This is a genomic window from Erwinia sp. PME.40.26/001, from assembly GCF_055556675.1.
Genome location: NZ_JBVHNP010000002.1, coordinates 359,149 through 375,057 on the forward strand (window position 1 = coordinate 359,149; position 15,909 = coordinate 375,057).

General features: G+C 59.5%; 9 protein-coding genes. 5 read left to right on the plus strand and 4 right to left on the minus strand.

Annotation, left to right across the window (positions count from 1 at the left end; genetic code table 11):
• Positions 1–37: 37 nt before the first annotated feature.
• Positions 38–2,191, minus strand: a complete 2,154-nt coding sequence (locus ACZ3HG_RS09180; protein WP_191933829.1) for a carbon starvation CstA family protein — start codon at positions 2,189–2,191, stop codon at positions 38–40.
• Between the two features lie 425 nt (positions 2,192–2,616).
• Here ACZ3HG_RS09180 and ACZ3HG_RS09185 point away from each other — a divergent pair, with 425 nt between their 5' ends.
• The 3 genes from ACZ3HG_RS09185 to ACZ3HG_RS09195 all read left to right on the plus strand — a co-directional run bounded on the left by ACZ3HG_RS09185 (position 2,617) and on the right by ACZ3HG_RS09195 (position 7,935).
• Positions 2,617–4,692, plus strand: a complete 2,076-nt coding sequence (locus ACZ3HG_RS09185) for a DUF4034 domain-containing protein (protein WP_465332718.1) — start codon at positions 2,617–2,619, stop codon at positions 4,690–4,692.
• Between the two features lie 155 nt (positions 4,693–4,847).
• The gene (locus ACZ3HG_RS09190; RefSeq protein ID WP_244636250.1) at positions 4,848–6,128 is read left to right on the plus strand and encodes a lysozyme inhibitor LprI family protein; all 1,281 of its coding nucleotides are present in this window, start codon (positions 4,848–4,850) and stop codon (positions 6,126–6,128) included.
• A gap of 463 nt (positions 6,129–6,591) precedes the next feature.
• A complete protein-coding gene (locus ACZ3HG_RS09195) occupies positions 6,592–7,935 on the plus strand; it encodes an EAL domain-containing protein (RefSeq protein ID WP_465332719.1) in 1,344 nt (447 codons plus the stop codon).
• Positions 7,936–7,960: 25 nt separating this feature from the next.
• On the opposite strand, the gene ACZ3HG_RS09200 is transcribed toward ACZ3HG_RS09195, so the two are convergent.
• The 3 genes from ACZ3HG_RS09200 to ACZ3HG_RS09210 form a co-directional block, all read right to left on the minus strand.
• A complete protein-coding gene (locus ACZ3HG_RS09200; protein WP_465332720.1) occupies positions 7,961–11,050 on the minus strand; it encodes an efflux RND transporter permease subunit in 3,090 nt (1,029 codons plus the stop codon).
• Positions 11,047–12,150 (minus strand): efflux RND transporter periplasmic adaptor subunit, encoded by a 1,104-nt coding sequence (locus tag ACZ3HG_RS09205; RefSeq protein WP_191933833.1) that lies wholly within the window; start codon positions 12,148–12,150, stop codon positions 11,047–11,049. The genes ACZ3HG_RS09200 and ACZ3HG_RS09205 overlap by 4 nt, the downstream gene beginning before the upstream one ends.
• A gap of 73 nt (positions 12,151–12,223) precedes the next feature.
• Entirely contained in the window at positions 12,224–12,838 is a 615-nt protein-coding gene (locus tag ACZ3HG_RS09210) for a TetR/AcrR family transcriptional regulator (protein ID WP_191933834.1), read from the minus strand.
• Between the two features lie 90 nt (positions 12,839–12,928).
• Between ACZ3HG_RS09210 and ACZ3HG_RS09215 the strand changes: the two genes are divergently transcribed.
• The gene (locus ACZ3HG_RS09215; protein WP_465332721.1) at positions 12,929–14,437 is read left to right on the plus strand and encodes an efflux transporter outer membrane subunit; all 1,509 of its coding nucleotides are present in this window, start codon (positions 12,929–12,931) and stop codon (positions 14,435–14,437) included.
• Positions 14,434–15,642, plus strand: coding sequence for a multidrug effflux MFS transporter (locus ACZ3HG_RS09220; RefSeq protein WP_465332722.1), 1,209 nt, complete (start codon positions 14,434–14,436; stop codon positions 15,640–15,642). Before ACZ3HG_RS09215 ends, ACZ3HG_RS09220 begins: the two co-directional genes overlap by 4 nt.
• Positions 15,643–15,909 lie beyond the last annotated feature (267 nt).

The following is a 15,909-nucleotide window of genomic DNA, read 5'->3' on the forward strand; positions in this document are numbered from 1 at the left end:
CCCCGCCGCAGCGGGGCCGTGTTAACGCGGATCAGTGTCAGTGGCCGGAAGCGATTTTCACCCCTTCCTTCGGCACGGCCACATACGGGGTTTCAGTATCCGTCGGACCATCGGCCTGGCGTGCTTTCAGCCAGGCTTTAATGCCGTAGAAGATAATACTGTACACCACCACGAGGAACAGGATACTCAGACCGGCATTTGTGTAGTTGTTGATCACAATATGATTCATATTGCTCACCTGCTGTGCCGTCAGATCGGCTCCCCCGGCAGCGGCTTTGGCTTTGTACTCGCGGGCCATGTAGAAGAAACCTTCCATCTGCGGGTTGTTGCTGAACAGCTTAAGACCCAGCGCCCAGGTGGTACAGATCAGCAGCCAGATGGCTGGCAGCATGGTCACCCAGATGTACTTCGTCCGCTTCATCTTAATCAGCACCACGCTTGCCAGCACCAGGGCGACGGCGGCCAGCATCTGGTTAGAAATCCCGAACAGCGGCCACAGGCTTTTCACGCCGCCCAGCGGGTCAACTACGCCCTGATAAAGCAGATAACCCCACAGCCCGACGCAGCCAGCGGTACCCACGACGCCCGCCAGCAGCGAGTCGGTTTTTTTCAGGAACGGCACAAAGTTACCCAGCAGATCCTGCAGCATAAAGCGGCCGGAGCGGGTACCCGCATCCAGAGCGGTCAGGATAAACAGCGCTTCAAACAGAATACCGAAGTGATACCAGAACCCCATATCGGCTATCGGCATAATTTTGTCGAACACATGGGCAATCCCGACGGCCAGCGTTGGTGCGCCCCCCGCACGGTTCAGCACCGACGGTTCACCGATATCCTTCGCCGTTTGCAGGATCGCTTCCGGGGAGATGACAAAGCCCCACGAGCTGACGGTAGCGGCCGCCTGGGCGGTCACGTCCTGCAGCTGCGCCATGATCAGCGGGGCGTTAGCGCCTCCCAGCTCATGCAGGTTCGGCATCACGATGCCAAGGCCCGCCGGTGGTGTGTTCATGGCAAAGTAGAGGCCGGGTTCGATAATCGATGCGGCCACCAGCGCCATCACGGCGACAAAGGACTCCATCAGCATCGCGCCGTAGCCGATAAAGCGGGCATCGGTTTCACAGGCCAGCAGCTTCGGCGTGGTGCCGGAGGCGATCAGCGCGTGGAAACCCGAGACTGCGCCGCAGGCGATGGTAATAAACAGGAACGGGAAGAGCGCCCCTTTCCACAGCGGGCCGGTGCCGTCGATATACTGCGTCAGCGCCGGCATTTTCAGTTCAGGGTTGAGGATGACAATCCCGATGGCCAGACCGACGATGACGCCGATTTTCAGGAAAGTGGCCAGATAGTCACGCGGGGCCAGGATCAGCCACACCGGCAGCAGGGCGGAAACAAACGCGTAGCCGATCAGGGTATAGGTAATCGTGGTGTCTTTGAAGGTCAGCGCCGGGCCCCAGTAAGGGTCGTGGGCAATCACGCCGCCGAAGTAAATAGCAGCGATCAGCAGTATCACGCCGATAACCGAAATCTCACCCACCCGTCCGGGGCGGATAAAGCGCATGTAGATACCCATAAACAGCGCAATCGGCACCGTCGAGCAGACGGTAAATACGCCCCACGGGCTCTCAGCCAGTGCCTTCACCACGATCAGCGCCAGCACCGCCAGGATAATAATCATGATCAGGAAGCAGCCGAACAGGGCGATGGTGCCGGGCACCGGGCCCATCTCATTTTTGATCATCTCACCGAGTGACGCCCCGTTACGCCGCTGGGAGATAAACAGCACCATAAAGTCCTGTACCGCCCCTGCCAGCACCACACCGGCCAGCAGCCACAGCACGCCGGGCAGGTAGCCCATCTGCGCCGCCAGTACCGGGCCGACCAGTGGACCAGCCCCGGCAATGGCAGCAAAGTGGTGACCAAACAGCACGTTACGATTGGTTGGTACGTAGTTCAGACCGTCGTTATTGATCACCGCCGGGGTGGCGCGGGTCGGGTCCAGCCGCATCACTTTTTGCGCAATGTAGAGGCTGTAGTAACGGTAGGCGACCAGGTAGACCGAGACGCTGGCAACCACAATCCACAGCGCACTGATATGTTCACCGCGCCGCAGCGCGACGACGGCCAGACAGCACGCGCCGATAATCCCAAGGATCATCCAGGGTATGTGTTTGAATAGTTTATTTTTATTCATAGGGGACCTGGTTTTTTATCAAATGATAATGAGTCGGTTTGTCACATTTTCAGACCGGGTCTATGGTGGCGAATTTCAATGGCTCCAGGGGGGATAATTCGTTGAGTGGCGTTATCGGGCGGGTAAGCGGTTGTTGAGTGGTATAAGCGGTTTTACACGTTAACCTGAGGATTAAAATTTGTGACTGGGGTCTCACTGTAAGGAGGCCGGGATAAGCGCTGCCGCAGGGTGGGGACGGGCGGGGATGAAGTGCAGCCATCACGGGAGGATTTCAGGGCCATTTATTTTCTGAATCCTGCGTTGTTAACTGATATAACAACATATTCATACATTGTCTTATTTCATCCCTTTATCAGCACAGACACGTTTTCGCCGCGTGTGGCCTGCCAGGACTGGCGGACGAAAACTCAGGAAGAAGCCATACTATGACCACGCATTTTGAACCTCTGGACGCGATCCTCAGCCGCCGCGCGCACCTGCACGCGCTGTTTGTCGGTCAGCAATTTGAAGCCCTGGAGACGTTACTGGAACAGCAGTCCCGGCCCTGGTTGAACGGCATCAGCGAAGCCTATGACTACGAGTGGAGCATCGATGTGTTCTTCGATTCACTCCAGCCTGCCACCGAAACACTGTCTCTTCTGCAGGCATGGGTCAGACGCTACCCGGCGTCTTATCATGCGCACCTTCTGCTGGGATGCTACTGGGAGCGGGCCGCCGGGCGTATTCGTACCCAGGATGGCGGTGAATACGTCTCCAGTGATCGTTGGATGGGGGCCGAACTGGCGCGGGATTTGGGCATCGCAGCCTGTCTTCAGGCCGTTGCTTTGCACCCGAAGCCTGCCTTTGCTCTGTTCCGTATCTTCCGTCTGAGCTGTTATCTGGGTGAGCCGCAGTGGCTGGCGGCGCTGGCGGCGGGCATCGCGCCGGGGGATTATTCGCAGCGCGAGGCGGAGATTGATCCGGCTCTCTGGGCCGCCGGTGTTCAGCGCCTGCGTGATGAAGGCGGCAGTGAACTGGCGATCATCCCTGCGACGTTACCCCCTTTATTACCGTTGCGCAGTGAGCAGGAGCGGGACAACAGTAAGCTCTACTGGCTGCGGTTAACCCTGGCCGCGCGGCCGAACCTCTTCGCTATCCTCAGTTCATGGGTCTATTTTCTTTACCCTCGCTGGGGGGGGAGCCATCAGGAGATGTCGGCGTTTATCGACAGCGACTGGTGCAGCGGGCTGACTGAAAACGAACGTAATGGCCTGCGGATGACCCAGGCCTGGGACTATCTTGGCTATGTGGCCCTGTTGCCGGACGCTGACGATCGCGAACATATTGCGTTTTGTTTGCAGGAATATGACGCACTGCTCACCCTCAACCTGACCCCACGCCAGCACGCTGCCGTGCTGCGCAGTTACGCTAATTTCGTTAGCCACTATGCTCGTACGGAAGAAGAGGGTGAGGTGCGCTGGGATCAACCAGCGATGCAGCGGGCTTACGATGCGCTGGTGCGGGCATGGCAGGTGGATCACCCTGTTGCCGATCCGGGGAGCAGCGATGCCTTCAGCACCTTACTCGCCTGCCTGGATTTTGCCGGTATTGAGGACAGCTTTGGCCTGCGCCCGCTGTGGCTTGAGCGCAGTCAGCAGTGGGGTGACAGCCAGTACGAGGTGCTGGTCGCGGGTCTGGCAAGTCGCTTCGGTTTTTACGGCATCGCACCGGGGCAGTTTGATCATGAAAAGCTGATCGCGCGGGGGCTGGCACTGCCGTCTGACTTAGATATCGGCCAGGCTGCGGCGAACCTGTTTGAATCCGTGTCGGAGGAGGCAGGCATTTATCTCGATCATGCGGCCGCCGGGGCCGGAGACGCATCGGCGATGGCCGGTCTGTATGACCTTTACTCCGGCAGCCTGTCACGGCGCTACGGGCGCGACGCTTCGCTCTATGAGGATCCAGCCCTGGCACAGCACTGGCTGGCGCGGGCGGCTGAGGCGGGCAGCGTGGTGTGCCAGTACAATCTCGGTTATGTCATAGCCCGGGAAAATGACATCGTCAATGCAGAGCAGTATCAGCGTGCGCGCGACCTGTTTTTCACGGTGATGAAAGCGCCCAACGTCTCTCTGGAGGTCTGGCAGCGTGCCACGCGTGAGCTGGCAGGGCTCCTCCTTTTCAGTGAGTATGCCAGCTATGCGGATCGGAAGCTGGCGGTGGCGGAGGTCCTGGGTGAACTGTGGCGTGATGAACGCGCGGAGAATCAGGAGTATGCTGCGGCCTATTATGCTTATGCCTTTTTCACCGGGACGGGATGCGTGGCCAACCGCTATCTGGCAAAAGTGTGGGTTGACCGCGGTCTCGCGATCAATCCGCAGGATGCGTATCTGCGCGAACGGGCGGATGAGATTTACCAGCGTGGCGCCCTTTTGGGCGGGCTGCGGGCGTCAATGGCCTTCCGTCGCGATCGGAAACATATCGATGAACGTGGGCAGGCCATCACTTTTGATGAGGCAGAGTAAGTCTGCCGGTACGCTTTCATTTCTTTGTCGTACTTTTTGCTATTTTTTCCGGTAGATTATTCCTGCCTGACAGGCGGGCTTCTGTCCCGCCACAATACACATTTGAGCACCTGCTAATCAGCATGACATGATGGAAAGGGCGTAAGGAAATAAGAATGATAAAGCTAAAATACGGTCTGGGGATTGGGCTGGCTATGCTGGCGCAGAACGCGCTGGCCGCCGGTTTCGACTGTTCGCTAACCGGTCTGAACAAGACGGAACAAACCATCTGCAAAGATCCCTATCTTTCCGGCCTGGATAACGTCACCAATGGGTATTTCGTTAAAGCCATGGATAACAGCTTTGCGGTCGGCAGCCTGTCGCGTGAGCAGAGAAAATGGCTGGCAGAAAGAAACCGCTGTGGGGTGGATGCGGAGTGTATCAAGCAGCGCTATATCGAGCGCAATAAAACCCTGTCGCGTGCCGGAGTTTATCAAAAGATTAGCGATGTCTTTACCCGTCCGGGCGATAAACTGGATAAACCCGTCGCTGCCGGATTAAAAAGTGAAGCCGGTTTCACCATTACCGAAGAGCCGTGGCGCGTCCGGCCGCTGATCACCTCCAGTGATGTCACCGATCTGACCGTGGGCACCAGCGGGCATTATCTCAGCCCGCTGACCTACCGCATCGTGAATAACGACCTGATAGTGTTTGTCGTACTGTATGTTGAAAAAGACGACAAAAAAGGGGCATTTCTCCTCAGTCTGAAAGACGGTGAGAAACCGCAGGTGCAGGCGGTGTACGAGGGCTATAACCTCGTGCTGACGCTGCTGGATAACGTCAACACGGTCGAGGGCGATATCCGCTACTCGGTGGCAGAATACCGCGCGCCGGGCGTGACGGTGAACAGCCAAAGCGACTTTGCCACGCCGCATGCCTATGCGCTGAAGGTTTCCAACAAAGAGCTCAGCGAGATCAAAGAGATAACTCCCCCGGCCGGTGAACCTGCTATCAACAAGTGGGTGGGGTACTGCGGAAGCAATGAGTGCAACAGCCGGCTGACGTCACCTGATGGCCAGTGGCGTCTGGCCTCTGCTGACCGCAGCAACAGCGAGGTTGATGAGGGGATGTACGTCTTCCCGCATGACCGGCCGGATGCCGGTATGAACGTGTTCCTGCCGCAGGCCGACACGGCAAAGGGCCCGGATTTCAGCTACAACCGTAACTATGTCTGGGGGCGTGATTCCTCATTCTACTTTGACAATGAGGGCGGCTACGCCTGTATCTGGAAAACCGATCTCGCCGATAAAACCACTAAGCGAATTCTGCCGGTCGAAGCCTTCCTGCAGCCGCACTACGTGAACTACCGGGGTGAAGATATGATTATCGCTTCTTACAGTTATTACAATGAGGGCGGTGATTTCCACCTCGAAGAGATCTACCTTGCCAGGAAATGATTAAGCCCGCTTTTGCCTGAAATAATCAGCCCGCCAGCCGGGCTGATTATTTCATCCTCTTGCCGTCAAAGCGGCGATCTTTTTAACCTTCGGTGATGCCTCTGGGGCGCAGACAGGCAGGCACTGAGCGGTTATGCAGCCACGAAATGTGGCGGTCACAGCACATTTTTTATTTTACTTAAGTGCATTATGACGTCTTTTGGCGGTTGTTTTTTTCTGAATTCGTTTTCCAAAAAAATTGTTAAAACCTGTTTTTTAACGGGTTTTCTATATTTAATTTAATTAAAAAACAATGGCTTAATTTTATTGTTTTTTGCTGGTGAATTTGGAAACCCCCTAAAAAGGTGTGGTGCTAGTCTGTCCACCCAGGGAATAATGGCCTGACCAGAATGGGGGGAATCAATATAAAATTCAGGACCCTTCAATTGCGAACGGAGTGAGCTGCGCCATGCCGGGAAAAAGAGTGCTGAAAATCCCTAATGAAGAACATCTTGAGTATATCTGCAGGATGGCCTTCCTTAGCGGCCTGGTCGTCACCGCCGGCTGGCTGGTCGTGTTTGCCTTCATGCAGCAGTGGACGCTGGTGATCTCTCTGTTAATCATGGGTATGGCGGCGTTTTTCAGCTGGCGCATTGCCGCGGGCGGTTATTTCTCCACCGGGCTGATGCTGGCGCAGCTGGTCCATCTGCTTTATGCCGTCCTGTTCTGCCTGCTGTATGACGTGCCTGAAACGGGTATCCCCAGAACCACGCATCTCTACCTGCTGACCATTGCCCTAGTCGGCTACATCAACTATCAGCGCAGGCATACGCTGGCGCAGCTGGTGCTGATGGGCGTGACGCTGCTGGCGTTTATTATTTTCAGCAGTGCCGATATGATCTATCCCTTTGCGCGCCCGATCCCCTATCGTCTGCACCTCTGTCTTCCGCTGATTAATGCCGTGTCGGCAACGGTCATTTTATGCGGCGGTATTGCGGCCATGCATGTGGATTTTTCCCGGCGCAGCGAGAAGATCAGGGCCATCCAGCATGCGCTGTATAACCATGAATTTGTTCTTTTTTATCAGCCGCTGCTGAATGCTACCGGGCAGATCAGCGGGGCCGAAGCGCTGCTGCGCTGGCAGGAGCCGGGCAAGGAAATGGTGCCCCCCTCTGAGTTTATTCCCGATGCCCAGCGAGCCGGGCTGATGCCCGCCGTGGGGGACTGGGTGATCGACAACGCCCTGAGCGCGCTGGCGACGTGGCAGCGCGATCCGGCGATGGACCATCTGACCATCTCCGTCAATATTACCGTTGACCACCTGATGAAAGCAGATTTTGTCGAACGCCTGATCCACCTGGCGGATGTGCGTTCCGTTGTCCCGTCACGGGTGAAGCTTGAGCTGACAGAGAGCGTGTTTGCCTCGGATATTGAGACGGTGGTCGCGAAGATGAATGCGCTGGCGGCGGCGGGATTCCGCTTCTCACTCGACGATTTTGGAACCGGCTTTTCCTCGCTTAATTATCTGCGCCGTCTGCCGCTGGAGCAGATCAAAATCGATCGCAGCTTTATCTCTGGCGCAACGGAGGGGCCGAAAGGGGCGGTCATTGCCATGAATATTGCCCGCATGGGGCTGGAACTCAAGTTGGAGGTGCTGGCGGAAGGTATTGAAACAGCGGAGCAGTGGCTGTTGATGCAGGGATTTGGCTGTACGGCCTTTCAGGGGTTCTACTTTTCCCGTCCGCTCAGTCTCAGCGATTTCCGCCTGTTCGCGCGCAGGAACAGCGCCGGACAGCAGAACGGGGCTGCGGCTGAACTCAGCCAGTAGTGCGCTGAGTTCAGCCGCATTATGCTTACCTCCCGGCAGGCGTACGTTGGCCTGACGCCGTCACCGGACGGATGCGGAACCAGATAGCGTACATCGCAGGCAGGAAGATCAGTGTCATTGCGGTTCCCCCGAGGGTTCCTCCAATCAGGGTGTAGGCCAGCGTCCCCCAGAACACCGAGTGCGTCAGGGGAATAAAGGCCAGCACCGCCGCCAGCGCGGTCAGCAGCACCGGACGGGCGCGCTGTACCGTGGCCTCCACCACCGCCTGGAAAGGTTCCAGTCCCTCCTGCTCGTTCTGATGAATCTGCCCAATCAGTATCAGCGTGTTACGCATCAGAATGCCCGACAGCGCGATCAGCCCGACCAGCGCATTGATTCCAAACGGCTGCTGGAACAGCAGCAGCGTGGGCACCACGCCAATCAGCCCCAGCGGGGCGGTCAGGAATACCATCGCCATCGCCGACATTGAACGCACCTGCAGAATAATAATCAGCAGCGTCATGGCAATCATGATGGGGAACAGCGGCAGCATCGCCTGACTGGCTTTGCCGGACTCCTCAATCGAACCGGCCTGCTCAATACGGTATCCCGGCGGAAGCGCATCCACCACCGGCTGCAGGGACCGGCCAATCGCGACCGACACATCCGGCGGTTGCAGGCCGTCGGCGATATCGCCCCGCACGGTGATCGTCGGGGTGCGATCGCGGCGTCGCAGCAGGGGATCTTCCATTCCAACGCTGACTTCCCCCACCTGGGACAGGGGAATGCGCTGCCCGGCAGCACCCACCAGCGTGAACGCAGAAATCTTAGCGGGATCGAGCCGGATGTCACCAGCGGCACGCCCCACCACCTGGACGGAACGAATATCTTCACGCACGGCCGTAATGGGCACGCCGGCAAGCAGGAACTGCAACTGCTGCGCCACGGAGCTGGAGGTCAGGCCTACGGCCTGTAGCCGGTCCTGATCCAGCGCAAAGTGCAGGACAGGCGTACGCGGCCCCCAGTCGCTGTTGACCGTTCTCATCTGCGGGCTGGCCTGCAGGATGCCCTGAACCTTCGCGGCGATGGTACGCAGCACCGCGGGATCGGGACCCATTACGCGCCAGGCCACCGGGAACGGGGAGTAGGGGCCGAACACCAGCTGCGTGACCCTGACCCGGGCATCGGGCACCAGGCCGTCGGCTGCCGCCTGACGCAGACGGCTTTTCAGCGCATCGCGATCCTGCTGGCTGTCGGTCAGCACGACGATCTTGGCAAAGGAGGGATCGGGCAGCTCCGGGGCCATGGCCAGATAGAAACGCGGCGCGCCCTGGCCGATATAGGCGGTCACAATGCGCGTCTCTTTCTGTTTTTGCAGCCAGGCCTCTACCTTTGCACTGGCCGCGCTGGTCTGCTCTATCGACGTGCCGTAAGGCATCTGTACTTCAATCAGGACTTCCGGACGGTCGGACGCCGGGAAAAACTGTTTCTTGACCAGCCCCATACCGATAACCGCCGCGACAAACAGGCTGATAACCGTGATCGCCACCAGCCACTTGCGGGCAATCACCTTGCCCAGCAGGGTACGGAAGCGGTTGTAATGACGGGTGTTATAGATAGCCGCATGGCCACCCGCCACCGGCTTGATCGCCGGCAGCAGTTTCACCCCCAGGTATGGGGTAAAGACCACTGCCACCACCCAGGAGGCAATAAGGGCGATGCCGACGATCCAGAACATATTGCTGGTGTACTCGCCTGCGGTGGACTGGGCAAACCCATTGGGCATAAAGCCAATGGCGGTCACCAGCGTCCCGGAGAGCATCGGTGCAGCCGTATGGCTCCAGGCATAGGCAGAGGCGGCGATGCGGTCATAACCCTCTTCCATTTTCACCACCATCATTTCAATGGCAATGATGGCGTCATCCACCAGCAGGCCCAGCGCCAGGATCAGCGAGCCCAGGGTAATACGGTCAAAGTTTTTTCCGCTGGCGGCCATCACCACAAACACCACGGCCAGCGTCAGGGGAACCGCTGCTGCCACCACCACGCCAACGCGCCAGCCCATGCTGACGAAACAGACCACCATCACCACCAGCAGCGCGACGAAGAATTTAACCATAAACTCGTCGACGGCCGAGCTGATGTTTACCGCCTGATCGCTGACTTTGGTCAGAGACATTCCCAGCGGCATTCCGGCATTGATCTGTGCGGTCTCTTTGTCCAGCGCCTGGCCCAGATCGAGGCCGTTCCAGCCGTCGCGCATAATCACACCCAGCAGCAGCGCCTGTTCACCGTTGTTGCGCACGATAAAGGTGGCGGGATCTTCATAGCCTCTTTCCACCGTGGCAACATCGGACAGCTTGAGGGTGCGGCCCTGCACACTGATTGGGGTATTACGGATCTTATCCAGCTTGTCGAGCGCACCTTCAAGACGCAGGAAAACCTGCGGACCGTGCGTATCGATCGAACCGGCAGGGGTCAGCAGGTTCTGACCGTTCAGGGCGTTAAAAATATCCTGGGGCATTACGCCCAGGGTGGCCAGCCTGTCATGAGAGAAGGAAACAAATATACGTTCAGGCTGCTCACCGATGATGTTGACCTTTTTCACCCCCGGCACATGCAGGATCCGCTGGCGTAACGCTTCGGCATCGCGCACCAGCTGACGCTGAGGTTCACCTCGGGCTTTCAGCGCGAACAGGGCAAAGGTCACGTCTGAAAACTCGTCGTTGACCATCGGTCCGATCACCCCGGCGGGCAGATTCTGGCTTTCGTCACTCAGCTTTTTGCGCGCCTGGTAAAAGGACTCCTGAACCTCACCGGGTGGCGTGCTGTCGAGCAGGGAGACCATGGTGAATGCCATGCCCGGACGGGTATAGGTCTCGGTACGGTCATACCATTTCAGTTCCTGCAGGCGTTTTTCTAACGGGTCAGCCACCTGGTCCTGCATTTCCTGCGCCGTTGCGCCGGGCCAGGCGGTAATGACGGTCAGCTGCTTGACGGTAAACGGAGGGTCTTCTGCCCGTCCCAGCTGAAAGAACGCCAGGATACCTGCAACGGCCACCAGCAGGATCAGAAACAGGGTCACGGAGCGTTCACGCACCGCGAGGGCGGAGAGGTTAAAGCGATGCGCACTCATGGCTGGGCTCCCGGAACATTTTGCACGGCCAGGCGTACTTTTTCCCCGCTGTGAAGCAGATGGGCACCCAGTGCCACGACCTGCTCACCGCGCGCCAGTTTCCCCGTCACGCGGGCGGTATCATCACTCAGGCTGATAACCTGTACGGCGCGCCAGGTGACGGTCGCCGGCTTGCCCTTCACTACCCACACGCCGGGCCCCTGGCCTGCGTCGTACACGGCGGCGATCGGCACCTCCACGCCCGGACGGGCATCGGCGGTTTGTGGCAGGCGCAGCGTCACTGTAGCGCCAAGCGGGGCGCGGGCAAGGGCGTCCTGCAGAACGTAGCGGGCTTCATAGGTGCGGGTCACGCTGTCAGCAGAGTCAGACAGCACCCGCAGGGTGGCCGCGACGGGTGCATCTTTATTGCCGTACAGCGAGGCCCAGGCGATAGAGTGAAGCGCAGGACGCAAGGTTTCAGGGAGTTGCACAACGGCTTCGCGTTGTCCTGCCCGGGCCACGCGCACCACGGCCTGTCCGGCGCTGACCACCTGGCCGGGTTCGGCCAGGGTTTCCATCACCACGCCGTCCGCATCGGCCCGCAGCACGGCATAGGTCGAGGCGTTACGCGATACATCGGCCTGTGCCTGGGCGGCGTTCAGATCGGCCTTTGCCGCTTCTGCCGTGGCCTTAATCTGGCTGTAAGACGAGGCCGAGATGGCCCCGGCGGAGACCAGACCCCGGTAACGACGCTCGTCTTCCGTGGCCTGCACAGCGCGGGCGCGGGCAGCGGTCACCGCCTCCTGTTGAGCGCGAACCTGCAGCCCGAGATCAACGGGATCCAGGCGCATCAGCGGCTGCCCCTTGCTGACGCTTTGTCCGCTATCGACAAGGCGTTCCAGCACCTTACCTGATACCCGGAAGCCCAGATCGCTTTGTGTACGCGCGGCAACAACGCCGGTAAAGGTGCGTGAAGATGCGGCGGCATCCTGCACGCTGGCCACCCGCACCAGCGGAGGCTGATTGCGGGGATCCCCGGCCTCTGAAGGGGGATCGCCACAGGCGGCCAGGGTCAGGGGCAGCAGACAGACAGCAATGGTAACAGGTCGTAGCCGGAGCATGGGTTCCCTTACTTTTTGAAAAGAGCAGAAACCGCATTCTGTAACTAGTGACCAAATATGTCAATGGTCACTTTCAGGGAGCCAGGCTGCGCAGGATCAGCGCTGCCAGCTGAACCGCCCCTTCCTCGGCAATTTCCAGATTAAATTGCAGCTGAACCGGATTCATATAAGGGCGGATCACCAGGTAGATAGCACTGGCGGCCTCGTCGAGCGGGGTCTTTCGTTCGAACTCACCCGACTCCCGGCCCTGATGCAAAATGTCCTGTATCAGCAGTCGCAGATGTTCTTCATGTCCTTTGATTGACGGCCAGCGATCGCGGGCCGCTACGGCGGCAATGTCATACAGTTTACGATCGTGGAAAAACAGCTCTCTGCCGGTGTCGGAAAGCGTGCGGAACAGGCGGCGAAGCTTGTCAGAGGCGGTCGGTGCCTCCGCGATGGCACTGTCGACGCGCGCCATGATCATCGCCAGGCGGTTGGCACAGATCACTTCACCGATTGCCTGTTTCGAGTCGAAAAACTTATAGATATAGGCTTTTGAAAAACCGATGGCTTTGGCCAGATCGGACACGGTGGTTTTTTCGTAACCGTAATGACCGAAGTGTACGGTCGCCGCCTCGACGATCTGGTCGCGCACGCTGTGCTCGGAGGGCCCGCGTGACGGGGGCAGAGGGGTATTTTCAGTCATATTCACCACTTAGCTTGTAGAGCCTGATTGACAACTAGTGACCATTTGGTAATCTGGTCACTATCTTAACGCGTTTTCCAAGGAATCTCCATGTCTTCCCTGCGTTCCCTTGTTGTGGCTGTGAGCAGCACGTTGCTGTTTGGCTGTGCCGTTGGCCCGGACTATCACAGACCCGGGGTTCCATTACAAGCGCGTTACCTGAGCCAGCCTTCTGCGGGCGAACGCGCCGCACTACCGCCGACCTCGCTGGCTGTCTGGTGGCAGGGATTTAACGATCCTGTGATGACTCACCTGATTTCGCAAGCCCTGGCGCAGAATCTCGATCTGACGCAGGCGATCGCCCGTGTCGCTCAGACGCGCGCCGGACTGGGAGCGGCGACTGCCGCACTGCTGCCGTCAGGCAATATCAGCGCCCAGGCTGGACGTGCCCGCGAATCGACGGAAACCCCGCTGGGGAGAGTCCTCAGTACCACTCCGGATTATGACCGCTACGGCAGTCGCTGGGAAACCAACCTGGGAGCCAGCTGGGAGCTGGACCTGGCGGGGGGGCAGCGGCGTCAGCGTCAGGCCGCGCTGGCGGAATATCAGGCTGCGCAGGCGGATGTGGTGGCAACCCGACTGGCCGTCGCCGCACAAACGGCGGATCTCTATATTACCGTTCGTGGCCTGCAGATGCGGCTTGAGATTGCCCGCCAGCAGTCCGCAACGCAGCGGATGCTGCTGGAAAAAGTCAGACTGCGCCAGCGCGAGGGCATCGCGGCAGATTATCAGGTGCGCCAGACGGAAGGGGCGCTGTCGCAGGTGGACGCCACGCTGCCGGTTCTGCGTAACGGGCTGGAGACGGCCATGAATGCGCTGGATGTGATGTTAGCCACGCCGCCCGGCACGCAGCGCCGTCTGCTGGAGGTGCCTGTGGGGCTGCCAGCGATCCCGTCGATGAGCGATACAGGGACCCCCGGCGATCTGCTGAGACGCAGGCCTGACCTGATTGTGGCAGAGCGTCGTCTGGCGGCGTCAAATGCGCGCATCGGGGTCGCTATTGCGGAGTATTACCCCAAATTTAGCCTCAGCGCCTTACTGGGCAGTGCGACCACCGTGTCCGACGGCCATCTGTTCAGCGGCCCTGCCAGCCAGTCGTCAGTGGGGCTTGGCCTGCAGTGGCGTCTGTTTGATTTTGGCCGTATCAATGCCGACATTGACCGTGCCAGAGGTCAGGAGGCTGAGGCGCTGGCGGCCTATCGTCAGTCGGTGCTGCGCGCAACAGAAGAGGTTGAAAATGCCTTTTCCGCGCTGATCAACCGGGAACAGCAGGCGAGGATCCTGGCGCAGGGAGAGGCGTCCCTGACCCAGGCCCGTGCCTCTTCGTATGCTGCCTGGCAGAACGGTGCGGCCAGCCTGATTGACGTGTTGCAGGCGGATGATACCCGGCTTCAGGCGTCGGATGGCCTTGTGATGGCACAAACGGCATCAGCCCGCGCCGCCGTAGCAGCCTTTCTCGCCCTCGGGGGCGGATGGCAGCCGCCGGCGCGGGATGAAGCGGCCTTCGCCGCCACCGATCGTGCCGTCAGCCATGTCCGCTCCGCAGGAGTTCAACCGTGAGTTCGCCTGAGCCGTCCCGGGCCGTCCGCCCCCTGACGGGAAAGATCGTTGCGCTACTGGCAGGATTAGCCGCTATTGGCATGCTGTCGACGAATATTATCCTGCCGGCCTTCCCGGAGATGGGCAGGGCGCTGGGCGTATCCACCCGCGAGCTGGGGTTGACACTGTCGGCATTCTTTATCGCGTTCGCCTTTGGCCAGCTGGTGGTGGGCCCGCTGGCGGATCGCTTCGGGCGGCAGAAACTGGTCCTGGGCGGGCTGGCGGTATTTGTCACCGGCAGCGTGCTGGCGGGCTGTGCGGACAGCCTGGCACAGATGATTACCGGCCGGGTGATTCAGGCGCTGGGGGTCTGCGCAACGTCGGTTCTGTCCCGGGCCATTGCCCGCGATCTTTACGAGGGGGACACACTCGCCCGTGCGCTCTCGCTGACGATGATTGCCACGGCCGCCGCACCGGGCTTTTCGCCCCTGCTGGGCAGCCTGTTAACGCTGGCGTTCGGATGGCGGGCCATGTTCCTGCTGGTGGGGCTGAGCGCCGTGGTGCTTGCCGTGTGCTACCGGTGGGGGATGGGAGAAACCCATCCCGCCGACCGGCGCGCACCGCATTTGGCCGGCACGGTGATCCGCGCCTACTGCCGGCTGCTCACAGACCGGCGTTTTATCCTGCCTGCGTTGTCGATGGCGCTGCTGATGAGCGGGCTGTTCGCCGCTTTCGCTGCGGCTCCGGCCATTCTGATGAACGGGATGGGGCTGTCCCCGCTCCAGGCCGGATACTTCTTTGCCTCGACGGTGTTTGTGGTCTTCTCGGCGGGACTGGCTGCGCCGCGACTGGCCCGCCGTTTTGGATCAGCCAGGGTGGCTGCCGCCGGGATCGCTATCGCCGCCCTGGGGGGGCTGGTGCTCTTTTGGGGACCGGCCCACCCCGGACCTGGGGCGTATGCGCTTTCGATGGTGCTGTTTCTTCTGGGGATGGGGCTGGCTAACCCGCTGGGGACGGCGCTGGCCATGGGCCCGTTTGGTCGGGAGGCGGGGCTGGCTTCCGCCCTGTTTGGCTTTCTGCAGATGGCCGCTGCGGCCCTCGCGACCTGGCTGGGGTCGGTACTGACCTTTGCCCCGGTAAGCACGCTCGGCGGCCTGCAGACCAGCGCCTGCCTGATGGCGTTGCTGTTGCTGGTGATGCGCAATGCGGCGTCGTCGCCACGCTAGCGCCAGCCTTCCCCCGCGCGGTGATCTGCCGCCACTGACTAAATTTTCCTCTCTCGCGGCCGATAACAGGATCGGTTTGTTAAACAACATCACAATGCCTGCTTTATCGTTGTGCATCCGGATCCTGATGGGCTGAAACAAAAAAACAGAGCCGGATTCACAGGATCCTGATGATTTTTTTGACTTACACACACTGATGCTGACTGCAATTATGCTGTTACGGAATGCCCGTATGCGATTGACAGAGAGCATGAAATTCCGACCCTG

Bases quoted from the DNA above. Each gene is read 5' to 3' on its own strand.
- ACZ3HG_RS09210 (WP_191933834.1), bottom strand. From the start codon at position 12,838: ATGACTGAAAATACCCCTCTGCCCCCGTCACGCGGGCCCTCCGAGCAC.
- ACZ3HG_RS09205 (WP_191933833.1), bottom strand. From the start codon at position 12,150: ATGCTCCGGCTACGACCTGTTACCATTGCTGTCTGTCTGCTGCCCCTG.
- ACZ3HG_RS09215 (WP_465332721.1), top strand. From the start codon at position 12,929: ATGTCTTCCCTGCGTTCCCTTGTTGTGGCTGTGAGCAGCACGTTGCTG.
- ACZ3HG_RS09190 (WP_244636250.1), top strand. From the start codon at position 4,848: ATGATAAAGCTAAAATACGGTCTGGGGATTGGGCTGGCTATGCTGGCG.
- ACZ3HG_RS09185 (WP_465332718.1), top strand. From the start codon at position 2,617: ATGACCACGCATTTTGAACCTCTGGACGCGATCCTCAGCCGCCGCGCG.
- ACZ3HG_RS09200 (WP_465332720.1), bottom strand. From the start codon at position 11,050: ATGAGTGCGCATCGCTTTAACCTCTCCGCCCTCGCGGTGCGTGAACGC.
- ACZ3HG_RS09180 (WP_191933829.1), bottom strand. From the start codon at position 2,191: ATGAATAAAAATAAACTATTCAAACACATACCCTGGATGATCCTTGGG.